We start from the raw sequence: 23,897 nt of genomic DNA on the forward strand, positions 1-23,897 counted from the left end.
CTGGCACACCGGCCAACCGGTCATGCGATCCCTGACCGCCTACGACCACTGACCCCTTGGAATCGATCATCTAGTGCACGGAGACGGCCAGGTCCGGGTCGACCGCGCCGAGGGTGGCGCGGGGCACGACCAGGACCATGACCGCCAGCGCCGCGGCCATGCCGCCCGCGATGACGATCGCCATCGGTACGCTCCCCGTCCCGAACAGGCCGGCAAGGGGCGCGGACAGCGCGCCGACGCCGAACTGGACGGCGCCGAGCAGTGCCGCTGCCGTGCCCGCCGCCTCGCTGTGCCGGCTCATGGCCAGCGCGGGCGCGTTCGGCAGGGCCAGACCGGCCGCGGCCAGCACCAGCCACAGCGACGCGAGCAGGGTGCCCAGGCCCCCGATGCCGGTGGCGGCGAACAGCACCAGCAGCAGGCCGGCCACCGTCCCCGCGATCAGGGCCAGGACGAGGATCTGCTGTGGCGTGTAGCGCCGCAGCAGCCGGACGTTGAACTGGGTGGCCCCGATCAGGCCCACCGCGCCGGCGCCGAAGGCCAGGCCGAACTGCTGCTCGTCGAGGCCGTACTCCCGCTGCAGGACGAAGGACGAACCGGAGACGTACGCGAACAGCGACGCCATGGCCAGCCCGGCGACCAGCACCAGACCGACGAAGGCCCGATCGCTCACCAGTCCTCGGTAGTCCCGCAGGGTCGCCGCGACACCACCGCGTCGGCGGCGCGACACGTCGAGGGTCTCCGGCAGCTTCATGGCCGCGACGACGATCAGCAACGCGCCCAGTACGGCCAACGCCGCGAACACGCCGCGCCATTCGGTCCAGCGCAGCAGCCCGCTGCCCAGCGTCGGCGCGAGGACCGGGGCGAGACCCATGACCAGCATCAACCGGGAGAAGATCCGCGCGAACGACGCGCCGCTGAACAGGTCGCGGACGACGGCCGTGGCGACCACGGTGGCGGCGGCGACGCCGAGGCCCTGCAGGACGCGTAGTGCGCCGAGCACCGCGATGTTGGGTGCGACGACGCACAGTACGGACGCCACGATGTGTGCGGCGAGGCCGGCGAGCAGCGGCCGGCGTCGGCCGACCACGTCGGAGACCGGCCCGATCAGCAACTGGCCCAGCGCGAGACCGACCAACGTGCCGGTCAGCGTCAACTGCACGGCGGTCTCGGTGGTCTGCAGGCCGGTCGTGATGGCCGGCAGCGCCGGCAGGTACATATCGATGGTCAGGGGGCCGATGGCGATCAACGCACCGAGCACGAGCACGAGTTGCGCGCGTTGACGGTTGGTCATCAGGTCGCCGGGCAGCGCGTCCGGCCCCGGCGAGGCGTCGTGGCCGATCTTCTCCGACAGCTGCGTCATCATCTCGATCTCGGTGCGCGGGCGGACGTGCCGTCGACGATGGTGACCGGACGGCACGGGCGTGAGTGATCCTCTCGCCCTGCAACGCCATCGGGGCCGGGCACGATTCCCACCGGGCGGAGTCGCCGCGGGTCGGGGAGGGCATCGGGTCCAACGGGGTCGCGATTTTCGCTCAATGCAAATCCCATTTCTGGTCGAGCACCATCAGCCGCAGTCCGACTACGGAGCGCGATATTCGTGTTTCCGTCGCCGTCCACCCGAACGAACCGTCTATTGTGGCCGAACAGTGGAATAGATAAAGCTCAGAGCCGTCAGTCGATCATGTTCACAGATTCCACGAGCGCGCCCATCTACATTCCGCCCTTCCACAGAGAGTTATATGCGGAATGGCCACTACGGATGCGTGAGGCGAGGATGATCGATCAATTGCGAGGGCTTGTTCCCGACAGCTCGGCCGCAGTGGTTCTGGGACTGGTGACCGGGGCGGTGATCGGGCTGGTCCGCGCCTACCTCCGGCACCGCACCCGGCTCCACGCGGAGCGGGAACTGTCCGCACGGACAGCGGCCCGGACGGCGGGCTTGATCACCCTGGTCAGCGGTCGCCACGAGAACATCACGGTCGACGAGCGGGACCGCGACGGGCACCGCGTCGTGGAGCTGCGTGGACCTCGACAGACCAGCGACAAGGAGGCGGCGTGAACCGGAACAGTTCTGCCGCGGCCCGCGCCGCGACCCGCTCGCCCGAACCCACCCCGGCCGAGCTGGAGGCGTCCTTCACGGCCTTCTGCGACGACAACTTCCTGCGGGTCGAGCGCTTCCTGCGCGCCCGCTGCGCCAATCGGGACCTCGTCGACGAGGCGGTCCAGGAGACATTCATCACCACTAGGGCCAAGTGGGCGCAGATCCGCAACTTCGAGAAGCCCCTGGCCTGGGTGCTCAAGACGGCACGGCACAAGCTCCAGGGGCAGCAGAGCCGCCGAACCCGGACCAGCACGACCACGACAAACCTGGACGAGGTACCCCCCGAGTTCCTCACCCAGCCGACCGACCCTCGGGAGGCGGACGAGCTGCTCGTCGCATGGCTGCAGCAACTGCCGCCCCGGCAGGCGGAGGTGTTCGTCCTCTTCTTCGACGGCTGGCGGGACCTCGACATCGCCAAGATGCTGGGTCTCGCCCACACCACCGTTCGCGCCTACAAGCAGCAGGCGCGTCAGCATCTGCAGCGCCTCGCGGAACAGGCCGGTTTCAACAAGCCCACGGGGAGGCCATCGTGAACCTCGACGACGTCCTGGCACTCGCGGCCGAACGTGCTCCCACCCCCCTCGAACGCGCGCGCGCCCGACGCGCCAGCCGGCAGATCCAGCAGGCCTACGCCCACGCGGTGACGGCCGGGCGTGATCTCGTCGTCGACGTCGACCCGCACGACCCGCTGAACGCCGACGCCGACGCCGACGAAGCCGCCCGGATCGCCCGCGCGGCCCAGCTGGCGAAGTTGGGCACCATCACCTGGATCTCCGCCACCGGAGAGATCTCCTGGTCCGACGAGATGTCGCTGATCCTCGGCTGTGCCCCCGGCACGATCCGACCCTCCGCCGATCTGCTCTTCGAGCTGGTCCATCCCGAGGACGCGCACGCCGTTCGTCGGACCATCCACCTGGCGTGGCGGGAGCAGACGGTCAGGGAGACGACGTACCGGGTGGTCCGACCGGACGGGGCGACCAGGTACGTGCACTGCTACATCGAGGTCCTGATCGACCGGTTCGACCGGCCGCACGGCATCATCGGTACCGGTCAGGACGTCACCGACCTGGAGCTGGCCCGCCAGGAGCGGGACCGGCTCGCCCGCCGGTGCGAGACCGCACGCACCGAACTGATCAGCCGCGACCCGGCCACCGGCCTGTTGACCCGCCCGCGCTTCGCCGACGAGGTCGACCGGACCCAACGCGGCGGGTCGGGCGCCCTGCTCGTGGTGGCCGCCGAGCCACTGAACCTACCGACCTCCGGGCACGACCACGCGACCCAGGATCGGCTCGCCGCCGCGATAGCCGGTGTGGTGAAGAACGTCGCCCGCCGGACCGCCGTGTGCGGGCTCGTCGGCCCGGGCGAGTTCGGCGTGCTGCTACAGAACACCACGATGAGGTCGGCCACGACCATCGCGGAGAGCATCATCGACAGCCTGCGCAGTCACGCGTTCGTCGTCGGCCAGGACCGGGAACGGGTACGCCTCGACGCCTGGGGCGGTCTCGTCCGGTACCAGGACGGCGACGACAGCAGCGGCTTCGACCTGCTGGTGGACGCGGAGAGCGCCTGGCGGCAGGCCAAGCGGGAGCAGGTGCCCCTGACCGTGCTGCGACAGCCGGCCCGTCCGGAGGACCGGCAGGAGACCTGCCGGAGCCGAATCCGGGCGGCGGTCGCCGGCAACAGTTTCACGCTCTACGCCCAGCCGATTCTCGACCTCAGCCTCAACCAGATCACCCGTCAGGAGATCCTGCTCCGCGTCCTCGACGGCACGGGCCAGCCGGTACCGCCGTCGGCGTTCCTGGACGTCGCCGAACGGGTCGACGAGATCTGGCCGATAGACCGCTGGGTCATCGACCACACCATGGAGCTGATCGCCCACGGACCACGGACCTCGCACTACCAGGTGAACGTCTCGGGCCGGTCGCTCGGCGATCCGCACCTGTTGGAGCATGTCCACGAGGTCATGCAGCGGCACGCCATCGACCCCTCCCAGGTCACCTTCGAGATCACCGAGACGGCGTTGATCGGCAACCTGACGCAGGCGATCGACTTCGCCTGCGGGATCCGGGACATCGGCTGTCGGCTGGCCCTGGACGACTTCGGCTCCGGATACGGCACGTTCACACACCTGAAGTACTTCCCGATCGACCTGGTGAAGATCGACGGCGACTTCATCAGCAGGATCGAGGAGTCCCGTCCCGACCAGGTGATCGTCCAGTCCTTCGTCGCCATGTGCCGGGGGTTGGGGATCCGGACCGCCGCCGAGTTCGTCCAGAGCGAGGCCACCCTGCGCCTGCTACGCGACTACGGGGTGGACTTCGCCCAGGGCTACGCCGTCGGCAAGCCGACCCCGGTCGGCAACCCGCACCGGGCCCTGCTGGACTCCGCCGAGATCGAGACGGCCGGGCTGGGCGCCGCGTTACGAACGGCGATCGGATGACCGACCGCACCGGCGACCGTCGTGGGCGGATCGGCAGCGCCACCGACCGCCGCGTCGGGGCGCGGCGGCCGGGGCGTGGACGGGCCGGCCCGGGACGTCGAGGCAGGTCCTAGACGACGTCGGCGAGGAGCTGCCGGGCCATGACGATCCGCTGCACCTGGTTGGTGCCCTCGTAGATCTGGGTGATCTTGGCGTCCCGCATCATCCGCTCGACCGGGTAGTCGCGCGTGTAGCCGTAGCCGCCGAGCAACTGCACCGCGTCGGTGGTGATCTCCATGGCGGCGTCGGAGGCGAAGCACTTCGCCGCCGCGCCGAAGTAGGTCAGGTCGGCGTCGCCCCGCTCGGACCTGCCGGCGGCGGCGTACGTGAGCTGCCGGGCCGCCTCCAGCTTCATGCCCATGTCGGCGAGCATGAACTGGATGCCCTGGAACTCGGCGACCGCCTTGCCGAACTGCCGGCGCTCGGCGACGTACCCCTTGGCGTAGTCGAGCGCGCCCTGCGCGATCCCGACGGCCTGCGCGGCGATGGTGACCCGGGTGTGGTCCAGGGTCTTCATGGCGGTGGCGAAGCCGGTGCCCTCCGCGCCGATCATCCGGTCGGCAGGGATCCGCACGTTGTCGAGGTAGACCTCGCGGGTCGGCGAGCCCTTGATGCCGAGCTTCTTCTCCGGCGCGCCGAAGCTCACGCCCGGGTCGGACTTCTCGACCACGAACGCCGAAATGCCCCGGGAGCGGGCGGCGGGGTCGGTGACGGCGAAGACGGTGTAGAACTCGGACACGCCGGCGTTGGTGATCCACCGCTTCACGCCGTTGAGCACCCAGTGATCCCCGTCACGCACCGCGCGGGTGGTCATCGACGCCGCGTCGCTGCCGGCCTCCGGCTCGGAGAGGCAGTACGAGAAGATGGCATCGCCCGCCGCGACCGGTGTCAGGTAGCGGCGCTTGATGTCGTCGGAGCCGGCCAGCAGCAGCGGCATCGTGCCGAGCTTGTTCACCGCCGGGATCAGTGAGGAGGACGCGCAGGCGCGCGCCACCTCCTCGATCACGATGGCGGTGGCCAGGGCGTCCGCGCCCGCGCCGCCGTACTCCTCGGGGATGTGCGGGGCGTGGAAGTCGGCGGCCCGCAGCGCGTCGTAGGACGCCTTCGGGAACTCCCCGGTCTCGTCGGCCTCGGCGGCATGCGGCGCCACCTTGGCGGCGCAGACCTCCCGGACCGCCTCCCGGATCGCCTCGTGCTCCTCCGGCAACCGGTAGACGTCGAACGACTCCCCTGCGGCCATGTCGGCCCCTCCCCTTCACCGCTATCATGCGCAGTCTGTGGCCTCCCCGGACCGCCGACCGCGCAGACTGAAGGATAGCGACTGCAGTTCAGGTGATGTTACCGGCGCGTAGGTATGGGCATGACGGAGCACCCGCGCCGCTGGGCGATGATGGAAGGCAGACAGTGAGCCACCCCTCCGGTGCCCGCCCAGGCGCCGCAGCAGAATGCGACGCGACGACGCGCCGCCAGTGCGAGCGGAGAAGACAGGCGTGACGATCCCCTACCCCACCATCCAGCCGACCCCCGCCATCGCCGCGGTGACGCCGCCCTCGGGCGCGTCTCGGCCGCGGGTGACGTTCCTGGGGACCGGTTACCTCGGTGCGACGTACGCCATCTGCTACGCCGAGCTGGGCTACGAGGTGCTCGGCTTCGACGTCGACGCGGACAAGATCGCGATGCTGAACGCCGGCGAGGTGCCGATCCACGAGCCCGGCCTGGACGAGCTGCTCAAGCGCAACCTCGCCGCTGGCCGGCTGCGGTTCTCGACCGACATCGCCGAGACCGCCGACTTCGGTGACGTGCACTTCATCTGCGTCGGCACCCCGCAGCGGGCCGACGGAATGGGCGCCGACCTGTCGTACGTCGAGGCGTCGGTGACCGGCCTCGCCCAGCACCTGACCCGCAAGGCGCTCATCGTGGGCAAGTCGACCGTGCCGGTGGGCACCGCCGAGTGGGTCGAGCAGCTCGTCGGCAAGCACACCCCGGACGACCTGGGCGTCGAGGTGGCGTGGAGCCCCGAGTTCCTCCAGGAGGGCTTCGCCGTCGACGACGTGCTGCGACCCAACCGGATCGTGGTCGGCGTCAAGAGCGAGTGGGCCAACGGCATGCTCTACGCCGCGCACAAGGGCGTCTTCGACCTGGCCGCCACCGAGGACCGCGAGGTGCCCCTGGTGGTCACCGACTTCGCCACGGCCGAGCTGGTCAAGGTCGCGGCGAACGCCTTCCTGGCCACCAAGATCTCGTTCATCAACGCCATGGCCGAGGTCTGCGAGGCCAGCGGCGGCGACGTCACCCAGTTGGCCCGGGCCATCGGCTACGACCCCCGCATCGGCAACCGTTTCCTCCAGGCCGGCCTCGGCTTCGGTGGCGCCTGCCTGCCTAAGGACATCCGCGCCTTCCAGGCCCGCGCACAGGAGCTGGGCGCGGGCGAGGCGCTGCGCTTCCTGCACGAGGTCGATCTGATCAACCTGCGTCGCCGGACCCGCGTGCTCCAGCTCGCGGCGGACCTGCTCGGCCGCCGCTCCGGGCCGGCCGGTCCGGACTTCTCCGGCACCCGGATCGCCGTGCTGGGCGCGACCTTCAAGCCCAACACCGACGACGTCCGCGACGCCCCGGCGCTCGCCGTCGCCGCGCTGCTGCAGAAGGCCGGGGCCGACGTCCACGTGTACGACCCGCAGGGCACCGAGAACGCCCGCCGCGCGGTGCCCGAGCTGACCTACGAGCCCGGGATCAACGAGGCGGTCGCCGACGCCGACCTGGTCTGTGTCCTCACCGAGTGGGCGGACTTCCGCAACGCCGACCCGGTCGCCCTGGGCGAGCTGGTCCGCGGCCGCAAGGTCGTCGACGGGCGCAACTGCCTCGACTCGGCACTGTGGACCCAGGCCGGCTGGGAGTACCGGGGCATGGGCCGTCCCTGACGATCCACCACTCACCGGCCGGCCGCAAAGCGCTCCACGCGGCCGGCCGGTGATGTTGTTTGCCCCGGACCCGCCGACAAGTGTCGAAATCCGCGCCAGCTTTGGGCATGCTGCGACAGTGGGAGTCCACAGTGCGGCGGGTGGAGGGGTGTCGTGGCGACCTTTCAATGCTCCTCGTGCGGCCGGGAGATCAAGCCGGCCGTGCACTGCCCCCATTGCGGGGCCGACCAGCCGCAGTGGGTCGAGCATCTGGCGGACATCGAGCGCTCGATCGCGGAGATGAAGAGGCGCGACGCCGCAATCGCCAGCGAGCAGCGGCAGATCGCCGCCAAGATGCAGGCCGCGCTCTTCCAGCGGGACATCCTCGCCCACGCCGGTGAGGAACGGATCAAGCAGGCCACCCGGCCCCGCCGGGTGTTGCGCCGCCGGCCCGGCCGCCGTCCGCCGACGGCCAGCCCCAGCCCCGGCACCGGCACCGGCACCGGCACCGGCGCACCGCCGCCCCGGGTTCCGCGCCAGGGCACGCCGCCCGTCCCGGAGGATCCGCCGCCGCCCCCGCCCCGGCCGTCCTGGCTGGACGCCGACGATCCCGAACACCCGCCGGAGGCGTCCAGCCGGGAGGTGCAGAACATCCCGCTCGGGCTGGGCGCGCTGCTGCTCGCCGTGGCCGCGGTGGTCTTCGCCGCGGTGGCGACCAGCTCGATGGACGCGCTGGCCCGCCTCGGCGTCCTGCTGCTCGCCACCGCGCTGATGCTGCTCGCCCCGCCGGCGCTGGCGCGACGCGGGCTCACCTCCACCGCAGAGACGATCTCGGCGGTGGGTCTGCTGCTCGTGCCGCTGGCCGGCTACGCGCTCTGGGCGGTGGACCGGATCGGCAGCGGCACCTCGGGCGCCGTCTTCGCCGGGTTGATCTTCGCGGCCACCGCCGCCGTGTCCGTCGGCTACGCGGCCTGGACAGGTCTGCGCGCACCCCGCTTCGCGACCGTGGTCGCCGCGCAGCCGGTCCTGCCGCTGCTCGCGTACGACCGGATCACCGGGCCGGGTGGCTGGGCGCTGGTGCTGACCCTGGTGGCCCTGCTCGACCTCTGGTTGGCCCGCTCGCCGATCGTGGTGGAGCGCGCCGTCGGGCAGGACCCGCCGCAGCCGGCCCCGCCGTCGGCGACGCCCCGGCAACGCGACGCCGAGGCCCGACCGGAGGGCGCCCCGGAGGAGGCCGGCGAGGTGGTCGACGTTGGCGCGGGCGCCGACGACACTCCATCCGTCCGCCCGGTGCCCGGACTGCGCGAGCTGACCTGGTCGCTGCACGCGGTGGCCGTCACTGTCGCCCTGGCGTACGCGGTCACCGCGCTGCTGCGGGCACAGGCCGTGCCGACGGCGACCGGCGCCGGGCTGGTGCTGCTGCTGGCCGCCGCCGTCGGGCTGGCCGGCGCGCTGGTGCTGCGCCGCCCACCGCTGCCCGACGTGGCGGCCGGCATCGTCACCCTGGCCGTGATCGGCGCGTTCGGCCGGGTCGCCTCCGTAGCCCTGCCCGGCCAGGCGTTGCTGCTGATCGCGGCGGTGATCACGGCGACCGGCCTCGCGGTACGCGCGATCCCCGAGGCCGCCCGCCGCGGCCCACAGATCGCCTCGGCGGTAGCGCTCACCGTCAGCGGGCTGGTGGTCGCCGGAGGAGCCCTGCGGGCCGGCGTCGCCCCCGTCCGGGCGGCACTGCCCGCCTGGGACGCCGACCTGGACCGGCACGCCGCCGAGCTGGCCGCCGCCGTCGGCCCGACCACGTGGCAGCTCGCCGCCGCCGCGTTTCTGCTCACCATCGCCGCGATGCTGGCCCTGCCACCGGAGATCCGCCGCGAGTTCGCGGTCGCCGGAGCCGCGCTGACGGCGCTCGCCGTGCCGGCGTCGTTCGGCCTCGGTTGGGCGGCCGCCCCCTGGCCGATGGTGGTCACCGCGATCGGTATCGGAGTCATCGGCCTCTCCGCGCGTACCCCCCGGGCCGCCCTGGCCCACGGAGTCGGCGCCGCCGTGGTGGGCCTGTTCGGCGCGGGCGCCGGCCTGTCCCGGCCCGCGCTCACGGCCGCGGTCCTGCTCGCCCTCTTCGCGGCCGGCGCGCTGGTCGCGCTGGCGCCCCGCGTCCGGATCGCCTCGGCCGCCGCCGAGACGGTCACCGACTGGGCCGCCGGAGGCGCGGCCTTCGCGCTGCCCGGCGCGGTGGCCGCGTTCGTGGCCGCCACCGTCCCCGTCGACGAGACCCCCACCCCGGCCAGCCTGCGCGAGGCGACCGTCCCGGTGCTCGCGGCGAGCTTCCTGGCCGTCTGTGTGACCCTCGGGTACGCGGCGATGGTGCAGGTCTCCCAGCGGCGCATCCCGGTGCCTCTGTCGGTCGGCACCGGGATGGGCGCGCTCGTCGTCACCGCCGCCGCCTTCGGCGCGCCCGGCGCCACCGTCGCCGACGCGTGGGTCGGGGCGCTCCTGCTGATCGCCGCGGTGCTGCTCTTCTTGGCCCCCTCGATCGACGCCGGCCGCCGCTCCGACCTCACCCTGGACGGCTCGGACCTGGCCGCCGCGGCGGTGACCACCGCACTGATCGCCACGATGGTGCGGATCGCCGCGGTTCTCGCGCCGGGCGGGCAGTTGGCGGTGGCCGCCGGCCTGGTCCTGGTCGTCGCCGTGGCCGCCCGCGCCATGCCCGAGGAGCGGCGACGCGGCCCGATCCTCGGCATCGCCGTCGGCGGCGTACTCATCGGGGTGCTCGCCGGTTGGACGGCGCTGCGCGGCGGGTTGGGCGTGCTGGCCACGCCCGGGCCGATCTGGGACGGGGATCTGAGCAACTGGCCGGCGGCGCCGACCGGCGGCTCGACCTGGCAGGCGCCGATCGCGCTGCTGCTGCTGGCCGTCGCCGCCGGCGTCCTGCTGCCACCGCCCTGGCGCTGGGACGCGTCCGGCGTGGCCGTGGTGCTCGCCACCATCGGCGCGCCGGCCGCATTCGACCTGCCCTGGTGGTCGCCGGTGCTGGTCGGGGCCATGGTCGCCACCGTCTTCGGGATGGCGGCGGTGGCCACCGAGGAGGCCCGGGCCGGGCTGTCCCGGGCCACCGTGGCCGGGGTGGTCGCGCTGCACGGGGCCGGCGCCGGCCTGGTCCGCCCGTGGACCACCGCGCTGGCGCTGGGCAGCATCGCGCTGATCGGTGTCCTGGTCGCCACGCTGGCACGCGTCCTCGCCCGGCCCCAGGTGACCGACCTGGAGACCGAGGGCATGCCGCCGCACCTGGCGCAGATCGGCGGCGCGGCGGCCGGTGCCGCGCTGCTGGCGTTGCCCGGCGCGGTGGCGGCGCTGGCCGTCGAGTTCCAGCACTCGGCGCAGGTGGTGCTGACCGCCGCGCTGGCCGCGTCGAGCCTCGGTCTGGCCGGGGTGGCCGCCGTACGCCGGCACGTGCCGCAGTACCTGCCCTGGGTCAGCGTGGCCGTGGTCGGCGGGGCGAGCATCAGCGCCCTCGCCGCCATCCCGACCGGCCTGCCCGTCGGGGTCTACGCGGCCGCGGCCGCACTGCTCGGTGTCCTCGCCGAACTGATCCGCGCGGCGACCGTACCGCCCACCGCCGCCGCCCAGCCGGTCCGCCGCTGGGCGGTGCTGCTCGACGGCGCGCTGCGCCGGCTACCGGACGACCCGGATCGGCGGCGGTGGCGGGTCAGCCCCTCCGCCGGCGCGCTCGCGGCCGCCGCCCTGCCGACCGCCCTGGCCCTCGTCTCGATCGCGCCCGCGCTGGTCTTCGCCCTGGTCGAGCCGCAGCGCACGTTGAACCGGATCTGGCAGGGTCCGCCGCCGGAACTGCTCACCCCACCGCCGGACCTGGTCAATCCGACCCACGTGCTCACCGCGCTGCTGCTCACGGCGACGGCGGCCCTGGCCGCCACCGGTTTCAGCGGCGGACGACGGTCCCGTGCCGTACCGGTGGTGCTCCCCGGCGCGGCCGTCACGCTGCTGATCGCGCCCATCGCGCTGGGCAGCAGGTGGCCGGCGAGCACCCTCGCCGCGCTGTCCGTGTTCACCATCTCCATGCTCGGTCTCGCCCTCACCCCGCCACCGCCGCTCGTCGAGCCGGCCCGTTCGTTGCGGCTGGCCCGGGTGCTCGTGTTCGTCATCGGTCTGGCCGCCGGTGGCGCCGGCCTGGCCGGCAGCCTTGCCGACCGGCAACTGACCCTGTTCACCCTCGGCGGCGCGGTGGGCGTGGGCGCGGTGGCGGCCCTGTTCGGCACCACCCAGCGCGCCCGGATCCTCGGCTGGCTGTTCGCCTCGGTCATGGCCCAGCTCTTCGTGCTCACCGCCGGCCTGATCGCCGGGCTGGCCCCGGTCTGGTCCGCGTTCGGGGTGCTCGCCGTCGGCGCGGTCCTCCAGGTGCTCGCGGCGACCCTGCCCCAACTTCGCCGTCCCGAGGCGCAGCGCGAGGCGTCCACCGTGCAGTGGACCGGGTACGCCGCGGCTCTGATCGCGCTGGCACTCGCCTTCGACTCTCCACGGCACATCGCCGCCCTGCTGGCCGCCTGGGGCGCCGTCCTCGGGGTGGCGGCGACCCGGCCCGGCCGGCGGCCCGTGGAGCGCCGGATCCTCTTCTGGGCGGTGGTGTTCTGCGAGATCACCGCCTGGTGGATCCTGATGCGCGTCGCCGACGTGGCGCTGCCCGAGGCGTACACGCTGCCGTTCGCCGCGCTGGCCCTGCTGGTCGGCGTGCTGGAACTACGCCACCGGCCGGACCTGAGCAGCTGGGTGGCGTACGGGCCGGCGCTGGTCGCCGCGTTCCTGCCGACCCTGGCGATCGTGCTCGCCACCGAGTCCAGCACGCTGCGGCAGATGCTGCTGCTGCTGGGTGCGGTGGCGGTGCTGATCTTCGGCTCGTCCAGCCGGCAGCAATCACCGGTGATCGTCGGCGCTTCGGTCACCGCGATCGCCGCGATCCACGCGCTGTTCAGCCTCGGCCCGTGGCTGGTGCTGATCCCCGTGGGCATCCTGCTGCTCGTCCTCGGGGCCAGCAACGAACGCCGTCGTCGCGCCCAGGAACGCCTCCAGACCGCGCTACGCGGCATGAGGTGAATCGGAGGGTCACGGCGGTTAGGGCAGGGTGGCTTGGAGGGCCGCGTCCTTGGACTTGATGAGGTTCTCCAGGTCCTGCTGGTAGGTGGCCATCCGGGTCCGCAGCGTCTCGTCGGACGCGCCGAGGATCCGGACGGCCAACAGGCCGGCGTTGCGGGCGTTACCGATCGACACGGTGGCCACCGGAATCCCCGCCGGCATCTGCACGATGGACAGCAGCGAGTCCATACCGTCGAGGTGCTTCAGCGGCACCGGCACGCCGATCACCGGCAACGGGGTCACCGAGGCGACCATGCCCGGCAGCGCTGCGGCGCCGCCGGCACCAGCGATGATCACCTTCAGCCCTCGGTCGACCGCGTCGCGGCCGTAATCGATCATCGCGACCGGGGTCCGGTGTGCCGAGATGACCCGCACCTCGTACGACACCTCGAAGTCGTCGAGCACCTCGGCGGCGGCCCGCATGGTCGGCCAGTCCGAGTCGCTGCCCATGATCAGCCCGACCGTGGTCACCGGAGTCCTCCTTGGTTCGCGACCACCCGGGTCACTCGTGCCCTACCTGGAGCCAGCGCACGGCCCGCGCCGCCCGCGCCCGTACGTCTTCCAGGTCGTCACCGAGCACGGTGACGTGCCCGATCTTGCGTCCGGGGCGTACCTGCTTGCCGTAGAGGTGCACCTTGGCCCCCGGCTCGGCGGCGAAGAGGTGGTGCAGCCGCTCGTCGATCGACATCCCGTCCGGTTCGCCGCCGAGGACGTTCGCCGACACGACGACCGGCGCGGTCAGCGCGGTGTCGCCCATCGGGTAGTCCAGCACCGCTCGCACGTGCTGCTCGAACTGCGAGGTCCGGACACCTTCAATGGTCCAGTGCCCCGAGTTGTGCGGACGCATCGCCAGCTCGTTGACCACGATCGCGGGTCGACCGGCGTCGTCGCGCACCTCGAAGAGCTCCACGGCGAGCAGCCCGACCACACCGAGCGCGGTGGCCAGGTCGATGGCGAGCTGCTGGGCGGAGACCGCCAGCTCCTCGTCGAGACCGGGCGCCGGGGCCAGCACCTCGACGTTGATGCCGTCCCGCTGGACCGTCTCGACCACCGGGTACGCGGCCACCTGGCCGAACGGCGAGCGGGCCACCTGCACGGCGAGTTCGCGGCGCAGCGGCACCCGCTCCTCGACGATCAGCCGGGTGCCACCCGCGAGCAGCGTCGCGGCCAGCTCGGCGGCCTGGGTGGCGTCGTCCACCATCCACACGCCGCGACCGTCGTAGCCGCCCTTGGCCGCCTTGAGCACCACCGGCCAGCCGACCTGCTCGCCGAACTCGACCAGCTCAGCGGTGTCGCCGACCGGCCGCCAGACCGGGTTGGGCGCGCCCAGCTCGGTGAGGCGTTCCCGCATGACCTGCTTGTCCTGGGCGTGCAGCAGCGCGTCCGCCGGCGGGTACAGGGTCACCCCTTCGGCCGCCAGCGTGCGGATGTGCTCGTTGGGCACGTGCTCGTGGTCGAAGGTGACCACGTCACAGCCCTTGGCGAAGGTGCGCAGGGCGGCCAGGTCGGTGTGGTCCCCGTACTGGACGTCGGCGGCGACCAGCGCCGCGCCGTCGTCGGGGGAGCTCGCGAGCACACGCAGTGACTGGCCGAGGGCGATCGCAGCCTGGTGGGTCATCCGGGCCAACTGGCCGCCACCCACCATGCCGACAACAGGCAGACCGGTACGGGAATCCATAGCGCGGCCAGCCTACCGGGTGCCCGACTCAGCCCAGCTCGGCGACCAGCTCGTCGACGGAGGTGACCGGCCGCTGGCAGACGAAACCCCGGCAGACGTACGCGGCGGACCGCCCGTCGACCAACGGCCGGTCGGCGAGCAACGGCACTCCGGGCTGGTCCGGGAGGCCGGCGACCACCACCGCTCCGGGCGGGGCGTAGCGGTGGGCGGCGGCCACCAGCGGATCGCCGGCCGGGTCGTCGGTCACCACCGCGATCTCGTACGGCCCGGACAGCAGCGCCTCGCCGACCGTGGCCGCGTACCCGGTGAAGCGGGCGTGCCGCCCGACGATCGGCGCCACGGTGGCGAGCGCGGCCTCGGCGGCCTCGCGGTAGCGGGTCTCCCCGGTCAGCGCGGAGTACGCCACCAGCCCGGCGACCAGCGCGGACCGCCCCGACGGGGTGGCGTTGTCGGTCGGATCGGCCGGCCGGGCGACCAACCGCTCCGCGTCGTCGGCCGTGTCGTAGTAGGCGCCTTCGGGCGCGGCGAAGTGCTCCAGGGCGGTGTCCAGCAGCTGACCGGCCAGGCTCAGCCAGCGCCCCTCGCCGGTGAGCTGGTGCAGGGCGCAGAACGCCTCGGCCACGCAGCCGTAGTCCTCCAGCACACCGGCCGGATCGCCGACCTTGCCGTCGCGGGAAACCCGGCGCAGCCGGCCGTCGACGACGTGCACGCTGGCCAGGTGCTCGGCGGCGTCCCGCATCGCGCCGTCGGCGACGATGGTGACGCCCTCCAACAGGTTGGCGCCCGCGTCCCGCGTCTCCAGGGCCAGCGCGGCGACCTGGAGGAACTCGACGATCGCGGTGATCGCCAGGCCGTTCCACGCGGCCACCACCTTGTCGTCGCGGGCCGGCTGGGGCCGGGTGTCGCGGGCCGCGAGCAGTTGCCCGACCACACCCTGCCAGCGGGTACGGACCTCGGGCGCGGCGTCGTCGACGTCCCGCGCGAGCTTGAGCACGCTCATGCCGTGTTCAAAGGTGCCCTCTTCGGTGACGGCGAACAGGTCGGCGGCGAAGCGGCCGTCGTCCTCGCCGAGTGCCTCGACGAGCTGCGCGGGCGTCCAGGCGTAGGTGAGCCCCTCCACGCCCTCGGTGTCGGCGTCCAGCGCGGACGCGAACCCCTCCCCCGGCCGGTGCAGCTCGTCGGCGAGGAATCGGGCGGTGTCCCGGGCGACCCGCCGCGCCAATGGATCGCCGGTCAGCCGCCAGAGCTGCGTGTAGACGCGCAGCAGCAGCGCGTTGTCGTAGAGCATCTTCTCGAAGTGCGGCACCGTCCAGTGCGCGTCCACCGAGTACCGGGCGAAACCGCCGGCGAGCTGGTCGTAGATGCCACCCCGGGCCATCGCCTCGGCGGTGTGCCGCACGATCTCCAGGCTGCGCGGGTCGCCGGTGCGCTGGTGGTGGCGCAGCAGGAAGAGCAGGTTCATGTGCGGTGGGAACTTCGGGGCGCCCCCGAACCCGCCGTTCGTCTCGTCGTACTCACCGGCCAGGTTGCCGGCCGCGGCGTCGAGCAGTGGGCCGTCCAGCGGCGCGGTGGGGCCGCCCACGGCCTGCGCGCCACCGATCGCCTCGACCACGGCGGCGCCCTGGCGCAGCACCTCGTCCCGCTGGTCCCGCCAGGCGGTGGTGACCGACTGGAGCAGGCGGGTGAAGTTGGCGCGCGGGAAGTAGGTGCCGCAGAAGAACGGGGTGCCGTCCGGGGTGGCGAAGACCGTCATCGGCCAGCCGCCCTGACCGGTCATCGCCTGGGTGGCGGTCATGTAGACGGCGTCGACGTCGGGACGCTCCTCGCGGTCCACCTTGATCGACACGAAGTTGTCGTTCATCAGCTTGCCGACCTGCTCGTTCTCGAACGACTCGTGCGCCATGACGTGGCACCAGTGGCAGGCCGCGTAGCCCACCGAGATGAGCACCGGGACGTCGCGTCGTTTCGCCTCGGCGAACGCCTCGTCGCACCAGGGCCACCAGTCCACCGGGTTGTCGGCGTGCTGGAGCAGGTACGGGGAGGTCGCGTCGGCGAGTCGATTCACCCGACGACCATAACCACCCGGGCCGGGACGCGCCGGGCGGTCAGGAGGCGCCGTCGGCGCGCAGCCGGAAGACGTTCGACTCGGCCGAGTCGCGCAACGTGCCCAGCACCGCACCGATCTTGTCGGCCGGCATGGGCTTGAAGAAGTGGTAGCCCTGCGCGGACGTGCAGCCCAGCTCGGCCAGGGCCAGCCGCTGTTCGGCCGTCTCCACGCCCTCCGCGACCACCCGCAGCCCCAACTCGTGCGCGAGCCCGACGGTGGTCCGGACGATCGCCGCGGCCTCCGGCGAGTCGGCCATCCGGATCACGAAGGAGCGGTCGACCTTCAACTCGTCCACCGCGATCCGGGTCAGGAACGTCAACGAGGAGAAGCCGGTGCCGAAGTCGTCCACCGCGAGCTGCACGCCCATCGACCGGAGGTTGGCGAGCACCTCGTCGATGATCTCCAGCTCGCTCATCACCACCGTTTCGGTGATCTCCAGGACCAGCCGGCGGGGTGGGACCTGGTGGCGGCGCAGCGCCTCGCCGATCTCCGCCGGGAGGCGGGGGTCGAGCAGGCTACGCGCGGACAGGTTGACCGAGATCGGGACGTCCAGCCCTTCGCGGGCCCAGCCGGCGGCCACCCCGAGCGCCTTGTCGAGCACGTACCGGGTGAACGTGCCGAGCTGTTCGCTGTTCTCCACCGGGCGGATGAAGTCGGCCGGGCCCAGCCAGCCGCGCCGGGGGTGCTGCCAGCGGATCAGCGCCTCCACGCCGGTGGGCGCGCCGGTCGCCAGGTCGACCGCCGGCTGCAACGCCAACACCAACTGGTCGTCGACCTTCAGCGCCTCGCGCAGCTCGGCGAGCAGGGCGAGCTGGTCGGTGCTGGCCGCGTCCCGGGTGCTGTCGTAGGCGGCGACGCTGCCACCGCCCTCCTTCGCCTGGTACATGGCGATGTCCGCGCGGCGCAGCAGCTCGGTCAGGTCGGCGGTGCCGGCGTCGGCCACGACCACGCCCACCGAAACCTCGATGGACATCCGCACCCCGGCCACCTCGGTCGGCGCGGCCAGCCGCTCGGCGATCTCACGAGCCTGACGCAGCGCGTGTGCCATGGGCGCGGCCCGGTCACCCAGCACGGGAACCGAGGTGAGCAGCAGGGCGAACTCGTCGCCGCCGAGCCGGCCGAGCAGGTCACCCGGGCGGGCCAACGCGCTGAGCCGATTGGCCGTCAGCCGCAGCAACTGGTCGCCGGCCGCGTGCCCGAGGGTGTCGTTGACCTCTTTGAACTGGTTGATGTCCAACAGCAGCAGGGCCACCGGGTGGTCGTGTGCGAGCTGCCGCAACGACTGGTCGCCCTTGCCGAGCATGGCCGTGCGGTTCGCCAGCCCGGTGAGCGCGTCGTGCACCGCCTCGTACGACGATCGGGCGGTGACCAGGCGTAGCTCGCGGTGGGTGGCGGCGTCGTGCAGTGCGGCGGCGAGCGCGTCGCCGAACGCGGCCACCGCGTCCCGTTCACGGGTCGTGGGCGGGGCGGAGCGGGGGAACCGGACCCGGAGCCGGCCGACCGGCACGGCGCCCACGGACAGGGGGCGGACCAACTCGTACTCGTCGGGCTCCGACTTGTCGGGCGGGCCGACCTCCCGGTCGAGCAACTGGCCCCCGGCGTCCCCCCGGTAGCGACGCCAACTGCCGTCGGGCCGGGCCACCTCGACATCGACCAACTCGGCGCTGAACAGCGCCAGCGCGCCCGTCACCGCCGCGCTGGCGACGCCCCGCTCGTCGAGCTGGTTGAGGGCAGCGGTGGCCTCGGCGAAGGCGCGCCACGTCCGACGTTCCTGGTCCGCTCGCAGGCGGTAACGGTAGGTCTGCTGCAGCAGCCAGAGCAGCGGCGGGAGCAGCAGCAACCAGCGCGGGTCCAGCTCCAGCAGCGCGATCACGACCAGGCCGACCGCCACGTTGCCGACGAACATCAGCAACTTGCCGCGCAGCGCGGCCAGCAGCGGCGGCCCGATCGGCAGCCCGTGCCGCAGGCTCAGGCTGACCGCGCCGAGCCAACCCGTCACCATCAGGTACGTCACCGACCCGGCGATCACGGCAAGCGCCAGCATCGGGGTGGGAGGGGTGAGCAGGGGGTGCCCCAACGCGGTGGTGACGGACACGGCCAGCGCCGACGCGGCGGCCAGCGACGCGGCGATCCGGACGATCTCCAGCGGCGGGCGGCGATCGCTGTGCAGGGACAACCCCGTCCAGGCCAGCCCGGCGCCGAGCAGCGTGGCCGACGGCAACCAGCCGGCCGGAGCGAGATAGAGGCAGACGATCAGGGCCGCTTCACCCCAGGTGATGCTGACCATGCCGGCGGCACCGCGGAACCGGAGCCGGGCGAGTTGGGCCAGGGCCAGGACACCGACCGCGATGCCGAAGCGGGCCGGACCACCCAGCGGGTCGTCGGCCGGCAGCCCGGACGGAAGCGTCAACCCGACCACGGCGGCGACCAGCGCGGTCAACGTCACCGCGACCGTCAGCACGCGCAGCCGGACCGGCATGCCGTGCACCCCGAGCCGGTCGAACGGGTCGCCGGCCGGACCGGAGGTCATCGACCTCCCCCGTCAGCCGACCAACCAACGGTACGGCGGGCAGCCGGTGCTGTGCTGGTCATCGGCGCCCCCTCCCGCGCACGTCTCGGGGACTTTTGGTCCCCCGGCGGAAGGCTAAGCCAAACCGGGTGGTCGCAACAGGGGTCCACCACCCGGTTCGGCGTGAATCACGCGCGGACTACCCGTTCCGCTGCTGCTGGTGCCCATTGGGGGCGTGCGCGGATGAATCATGCGCGTCGGTCCCGTCTGTCGGATCGACGACTGAAGCGTCGGCCCTGGTCGGATCGACCGCCCGCCCCGGCTGCGGGAACCGGTCGGGCAGACGACGCAGTCGGGCGTTCATGTTGCGGATCAGCAGGATGGTGGCGGTAGCCAGCAGCAGGATGAGGAGGAGGCCCATCGGGCCGGCCAGACCACCTGTGCGGGTGTCCCCGAAGTTGTTCTCCGCGAGCACCTGGGCAGCGGTCAGCATGGTCGTCCTCCGATGTGCGATTGCCTACCAGGGTAGCCCCGGCCGGGATCAGCGCGCGTGCGCCGTCTCCCGCACTCCGGCGAAGAGGTCGGACTCGGGCAGCGGGCTCTCCACCATTGTGCGTACCAGCTCGAAGTCCTCCGTCGGCCAGGCCCGCTGCTGCATCTCCATGGGCACGTGGAACCAGAAGCCGTCCGGGTCGACCTGGGTGGCGTGGGCGCGCAGCGCGTCGTCCCGCACGGGGAAGTATTCGGCGCAGTCGACCCGGGTGGTGATCCGTGGGCCCTTGTCCGGACGCTCGTCCCAGCGCTTGAGCCAGTCCTCGTACGGCGACTCGGCGCCCGTGGCGAGCACCGCCTCGTGCAGCGCCATGATCTTGGCCTTGGAGAAGCCGATGTCGTAGTAGAGCTTCAGCGGCTGCCAGGGGGCGCCCAGCTCGGGGTAGCGCTCCGCATCACCGGCGGCCTCGAAGGCGGCCACGCTCACCTTGTGGCACATGATGTGGTCGGGGTGGGGGTAGCCACCCTCCTCGTCGTACGTGGTCACCACGTGCGGACGGAACTCCCGCATCAGCCGGACCAGCGGACCGGCGGCCACCTCGACGTCCTGGAGGGCGAAGCAGCCCTCGGGGAGCGGCGGCAGCGGGTCACCCTCGGGCAGGCCGCTGTCGACGAACCCGAGCCAGGCCTGGTCGACGCCGAGGATCGCCCGCGCGGCGTCCATCTCGGCCCGCCGGATGTCCGCGATGTTGGCCCAGACGTCGGGCCGGTCGAGCTTGGGATTGAGCACGCTGCCGCGCTCACCGCCGGTGCACGTCACCACCAGCACGTCGACCCCCTGGGCGACGTACTTCGCCATGGTCGCCGCACCCTTGCTCGACTCGTCGTCCGGGTGTGCGTGGACGGCCATGAGACGCAGCTGCTCTGCCAACTTTCGGCGCTCCTCGTCTGTGTCGGCCGGTGGACCCGACCGGGCTCGACCGGCTGACCTGCCAGGAACCTCCCCCGCCCCGCCGCCGGTCGGCACCTGCGGGGACCCGACCTGCCGTTCCTGGCATTCGGCCGGGCTGGGAGGATGGACTCCTGCCATTCTTGCCGATGCCGCCGACAACAACGCCAGGAGATACCCGCCGGTGACCGAGACGCACGCCACAATTTCACCGGGCGCGCCGGTCTTCCCGGCCGGGCGCTACGGCCGACGCCGGGCACCCGGCGGAGGCCGGCGTCGTACGCTGCTGGCCGCCCTGGTGCTCCTGGTGCTGGTGGTGGGGCTGAGCCTGATCTCACTGCGGCTCTACCGGCAGTACGGCGACCCGGTCTACGACGCCCAGGTGATCACGTACACCGACATCACGGACAACCAGGTGGTCGTCGACTTTCGGGTACGTGTGCCGGAGGGCGGCTCGGCCGTCTGCGTTCTGCGCGCCCGGGACCGCGCCGGCGTCGAGGTGGCCCGCGACGAGGTCACGGTGACCGCCGCCCCGGGTGAGCGGCACGTCAGCGCCCGGCACCGGCTGAACACCAGCGCCCGACCGTTCATCGGCGAGGTGCTGCGCTGCCAAGCGCCGTCCTGAACTGCGGAGACATCACCCGGTAACGGCCGTCGCCCGGCTCGACCGCGGGTGTCGGGTCCGGACACCGCCGGTGATCGCCGACACGCTGTGTCGTACCGCACTGGTAACTTGGTAGTTCACCTGTCAGCCAGCCACGCACAACCGAGGAGAACGCCTGTGTCCACTGGCAACGAGGCGCCCGCCACCTGGCTGTCCCAGGACGCGTACGACCGCCTCCAGGCCGAGCTCGACGAGCACATCGCCAACCGTCCGGCTATCGCGGCCGAGATCAACGCCCGCCGCGAAGAGGGCGACCTGCGTGAGAACGGCGGCTACCACGCCGCCCGCGAGGAGCAGGGCAAGGCTGAGGGTCGCATCCGCTACCTGCAGGAGCTGCTGCGCACCGCCAAGGTCGGCGCCGCGCCGACGGCCGACGCGGTGTCACCCGGCATGGTGGTGACGATCTACTTCGACGACGACACCGACGACACCGAGACCTTCCTGCTCGGCTCACGGGAGATCGCCGCCACCACCGACCTGACGGTCTACAGCCCCGAGTCGGCCCTGGGCAAGGCGATCCTGGGTGGTCGCGCCGGTCAGACCTGCACCTACACGGCACCGAGTGGCGCCGACATCAAGGTGACCGTGGTCAGCTTCGAGCCGTTCTCCGGCTGAGCGGCAACTCCCCTACGGCGTAACGCCGCCGGGGCGTGGCACCGCCTGTCACGCCTCGGCGGCGAACACCACCTGATAGCCACTGGCCCGCAGCGCGCTGATCAACGTGTCGGAGTGCTCCACACCACGGGTCTCCACCGACAGCGCCACCTCCACCTCGCCGAGGCCGAGGTGCGGGTTGGCCCGCTGGTGTTCCACGTCCACCACGTTGGCCCGGTGCTCGGCGATCTGAGTGAGCAGTGACGCGAGCTGCCCGGGCCGATCCGAACAGCGCACGGTCACCCGCAGGTAGCGGCCGGCCGCGGCGAGACCGTGCTCGATCACCCGCATCATCAGCAGGGGATCGATGTTGCCGCCGGAGAGGACCGCGACCACCGGCGTCTCCACCTCCACCACGCCGGCCAGGAGCGCGGCCACGCCGACCGCCCCGGCCGGCTCGACGACCTGCTTGCCACGCTCCAGCAGCATCAGCAGGGCCCGCGAGATGTCCTCCTCGGAGACCGTGACGATCTCGTCGACGAGCTTGCGGACATGGTTGAAGGTGATCTCCCCCGGCCGTCCGACCGCGATGCCGTCCGCGATGGTGGCGAACGCCGGCAGCCGGACCGGCTCTCCGGCCACCAGGGAGGGCGGGAAGGCCGCCGCGCCCGCCGCCTGCACCCCGATGATGCGTACGTCCGGGCGGAGCGCCTTGGCGGCCACCGCCATGCCCGAGATCAGGCCGCCGCCGCCCACGCCCGTGATGATCGTCCGCACATCGGGACACTGCTCGAGGATCTCCAGGGCGACCGTGCCCTGCCCGGCGATCACGTCCCGGTGGTCGAACGGGTGGATGAGCACCGCGCCGGTCCGCTCGGCGTACGTCTGCGCGGCCACCAGCGACTCGTCGACGTTGTTGCCGGCCAGCTCGACCTGCGCGCCGTACCCCTTGGTGGCGGCGACCTTCGGCAGCGGCGCGTTGACCGGCATGAAGACCGTCGCGTGCGTGCCGACCAGCCCGGCGGCGAGCGCGACGCCCTGGGCGTGGTTGCCGGCGCTCGCCGCGACCACGCCACGCTTCCGCTCCGCCGCCGACAGCCGGGAGATCCGCACGTACGCGCCGCGCACCTTGTACGAGCCGGCGCGCTGCACGTTCTCGCACTTGAGCCACGTCGGCCCGCCCAGCGCCGCGCTCAGCGGCCGGGAGGGCTCCAGCGGGGTGGTCCGGACGACGTCGGCGAGCAGTTTCCGCGCAGCCCGTACGTCGTCGAGGCCGACCAGTTCCGTCATGCCCCGATCGTGCCATCCGACTCCGGCTACTCCGTCGGCGACACCGGGGTAGGCGACGACGGCGCGACCCCCGGCGTCTGCGGGGCCACGGCAGCGGGCGGCGCGGACTGGGTCGCCGGGGCCGGGACGGCGGCCGGCGAGGGCTGCGCCGGCACGACCGGCGGGGCAGGCGGGGCGGGCGGCCATGCTTGTGCTGGCCAGACCGGGGCGGTCGGCCACGCCGGGGCGGCGCGGGCGATCCGGGCCTCCTGGGCGGCGGAGATCCGGTGGATCAGCAGGATCAGCGTCACCGCCGCGACCGCGCAGCCCAGCGCCGGCAGGGCGTTGCGGAGCAGCGAGTCCCGGTAGTGGTCGACGTACGCCTGGTAGCCCACGTCGTTGAACGGGGTCTCCGGCAGCTTCGCGTACGCCCTGTCCTCGAGGCGGCTGCTCAGCCGCTCGCCGATGCTGAACACCGCCAGGAGCACCACCAGACGCTCACCAGGGTGGGCGTGAACCGCCGCCAGAGGCTGTCCCGCGCCACGCCCGCCACGACCCGGGCCGGCACCACGAAGTTCGCGAACGGCACCAGCCAGCCGGCGATCGCCCAGCCCGCTCCGAGGGTGGGCAGCGCGCCGGGGAAGACGTCGGTGTTCTTACGCGCCCGCCAGGTCCAGATGATCACCAGGACGGCGGCGGTGAGGTAGACCACGGCCATGATGAGCGCCACCACGACGTTGATGATCACCACGCCGAGGAGCAGGTCCGGGTCGTCGTTGGCCATGGCCCGCCGGGCCAGCGCCATCCCGATCAGCGGGGACAGCGCCACCACCAGGTAGAGCACGGCTGTCGCGCCGACGGCGACGCTGGCCGCCAGCCCGATCCCCCGTACGCGGTAGGTCGGCAGCCCCGGCGTGACCGCCGGCTGACCGAGCGGCGTGTGGCAGCGCGGGCATTCGTTGTGCTCGGAGGACGTGGCGTCTCCGCAGGTCTGGCAGCGCATTGGTGTCCCCCGT

The 23,897-nt window shown here is 72.6% G+C and carries 18 protein-coding genes; 7 read left to right on the forward strand and 11 right to left on the reverse strand.

The genetic code is table 11. The annotated features are described in order from the left end of the window. Positions 1–70 precede the first annotated feature (70 nt). Positions 71–1,363: a multidrug effflux MFS transporter gene (locus ACLQ25_RS22955; protein ID WP_425732860.1), complete on the reverse strand. Its 1,293-nt coding sequence runs from the start codon at positions 1,361–1,363 to the stop codon at positions 71–73. 411 nt (positions 1,364–1,774) lie between these two features. Here ACLQ25_RS22955 and ACLQ25_RS22960 point away from each other — a divergent pair, with 411 nt between their 5' ends. From ACLQ25_RS22960 to ACLQ25_RS22970, 3 genes are read left to right on the forward strand one after another with little or no spacing between them, the layout of a single operon-like run. Further along, entirely contained in the window at positions 1,775–2,059 is a 285-nt protein-coding gene (locus tag ACLQ25_RS22960) for a hypothetical protein (RefSeq protein ID WP_425732861.1), read from the forward strand. Next, entirely contained in the window at positions 2,056–2,634 is a 579-nt protein-coding gene (locus tag ACLQ25_RS22965; protein ID WP_425732862.1) for an RNA polymerase sigma factor, read from the forward strand. Before ACLQ25_RS22960 ends, ACLQ25_RS22965 begins: the two co-directional genes overlap by 4 nt. Continuing rightward, positions 2,631–4,541 carry an EAL domain-containing protein gene (locus tag ACLQ25_RS22970; protein WP_425732863.1) on the forward strand — a complete coding sequence of 637 codons (1,911 nt, stop codon included), beginning with the start codon at positions 2,631–2,633 and terminating at the stop codon, positions 4,539–4,541. Before ACLQ25_RS22965 ends, ACLQ25_RS22970 begins: the two co-directional genes overlap by 4 nt. 109 nt (positions 4,542–4,650) lie before the next feature. Here ACLQ25_RS22970 and ACLQ25_RS22975 read toward each other — a convergent pair whose 3' ends face one another. Continuing rightward, positions 4,651–5,820, reverse strand: a complete 1,170-nt coding sequence (locus tag ACLQ25_RS22975) for an acyl-CoA dehydrogenase family protein (RefSeq protein ID WP_425732864.1) — start codon at positions 5,818–5,820, stop codon at positions 4,651–4,653. Between the two features lie 250 nt (positions 5,821–6,070). Between ACLQ25_RS22975 and ACLQ25_RS22980 the strand changes: the two genes are divergently transcribed. After that, positions 6,071–7,498 (forward strand): UDP-glucose dehydrogenase family protein, encoded by a 1,428-nt coding sequence (locus ACLQ25_RS22980; RefSeq protein WP_355048810.1) that lies wholly within the window; start codon positions 6,071–6,073, stop codon positions 7,496–7,498. Between the two features lie 153 nt (positions 7,499–7,651). Then, complete coding sequence (locus ACLQ25_RS22985) at positions 7,652–12,580, forward strand: SCO7613 C-terminal domain-containing membrane protein (protein ID WP_425732865.1); 4,929 nt, start codon at positions 7,652–7,654, stop codon at positions 12,578–12,580. Positions 12,581–12,598: 18 nt separating this feature from the next. On the opposite strand, the gene purE is transcribed toward ACLQ25_RS22985, so the two are convergent. From purE to mca, 6 genes are all read right to left on the reverse strand, one after another. Next, positions 12,599–13,090 (reverse strand): 5-(carboxyamino)imidazole ribonucleotide mutase, encoded by a 492-nt coding sequence (purE, locus tag ACLQ25_RS22990; RefSeq protein ID WP_425732866.1) that lies wholly within the window; start codon positions 13,088–13,090, stop codon positions 12,599–12,601. A gap of 31 nt (positions 13,091–13,121) precedes the next feature. Further along, a complete protein-coding gene (locus ACLQ25_RS22995; protein ID WP_425732867.1) occupies positions 13,122–14,297 on the reverse strand; it encodes a 5-(carboxyamino)imidazole ribonucleotide synthase in 1,176 nt (391 codons plus the stop codon). Between the two features lie 28 nt (positions 14,298–14,325). Continuing rightward, positions 14,326–16,362, reverse strand: coding sequence for a thioredoxin domain-containing protein (locus ACLQ25_RS23000; protein WP_425732868.1), 2,037 nt, complete (start codon positions 16,360–16,362; stop codon positions 14,326–14,328). Positions 16,363–16,402: 40 nt separating this feature from the next. Next, a complete protein-coding gene (locus tag ACLQ25_RS23005) occupies positions 16,403–18,883 on the reverse strand; it encodes a putative bifunctional diguanylate cyclase/phosphodiesterase (RefSeq protein WP_425732909.1) in 2,481 nt (826 codons plus the stop codon). Between the two features lie 229 nt (positions 18,884–19,112). Beyond that, positions 19,113–19,406 (reverse strand): hypothetical protein, encoded by a 294-nt coding sequence (locus ACLQ25_RS23010; RefSeq protein ID WP_425732869.1) that lies wholly within the window; start codon positions 19,404–19,406, stop codon positions 19,113–19,115. Between the two features lie 48 nt (positions 19,407–19,454). Next, a complete protein-coding gene (gene mca, locus ACLQ25_RS23015) occupies positions 19,455–20,336 on the reverse strand; it encodes a mycothiol conjugate amidase Mca (RefSeq protein WP_425732870.1) in 882 nt (293 codons plus the stop codon). Between the two features lie 202 nt (positions 20,337–20,538). Between mca and ACLQ25_RS23020 the strand changes: the two genes are divergently transcribed. Together ACLQ25_RS23020 and greA are read left to right on the forward strand one after the other, a co-directional pair. Then, a complete protein-coding gene (locus ACLQ25_RS23020; RefSeq protein WP_425732871.1) occupies positions 20,539–20,979 on the forward strand; it encodes a DUF4307 domain-containing protein in 441 nt (146 codons plus the stop codon). Between the two features lie 156 nt (positions 20,980–21,135). Further along, positions 21,136–21,633, forward strand: coding sequence for a transcription elongation factor GreA (greA, locus tag ACLQ25_RS23025; RefSeq protein ID WP_355048818.1), 498 nt, complete (start codon positions 21,136–21,138; stop codon positions 21,631–21,633). A 48-nt stretch (positions 21,634–21,681) separates the two neighbouring features. Here greA and ilvA read toward each other — a convergent pair whose 3' ends face one another. From ilvA to ACLQ25_RS23040, 3 genes are read right to left on the reverse strand one after another with little or no spacing between them, the layout of a single operon-like run. After that, positions 21,682–22,902, reverse strand: a complete 1,221-nt coding sequence (ilvA, locus tag ACLQ25_RS23030) for a threonine ammonia-lyase (RefSeq protein WP_425732872.1) — start codon at positions 22,900–22,902, stop codon at positions 21,682–21,684. Positions 22,903–22,928: 26 nt separating this feature from the next. Then, a complete protein-coding gene (locus ACLQ25_RS23035) occupies positions 22,929–23,369 on the reverse strand; it encodes a hypothetical protein (protein WP_425732873.1) in 441 nt (146 codons plus the stop codon). Next, entirely contained in the window at positions 23,333–23,884 is a 552-nt protein-coding gene (locus tag ACLQ25_RS23040; protein WP_425732874.1) for a DUF4328 domain-containing protein, read from the reverse strand. The genes ACLQ25_RS23035 and ACLQ25_RS23040 overlap by 37 nt, the downstream gene beginning before the upstream one ends. Positions 23,885–23,897: the final 13 nt, after the last annotated feature.

Origin of the sequence: Micromonospora sp. DT44 (assembly GCF_049841635.1) — a bacterium.
GTDB lineage: Bacteria > Actinomycetota > Actinomycetes > Mycobacteriales > Micromonosporaceae > Micromonospora.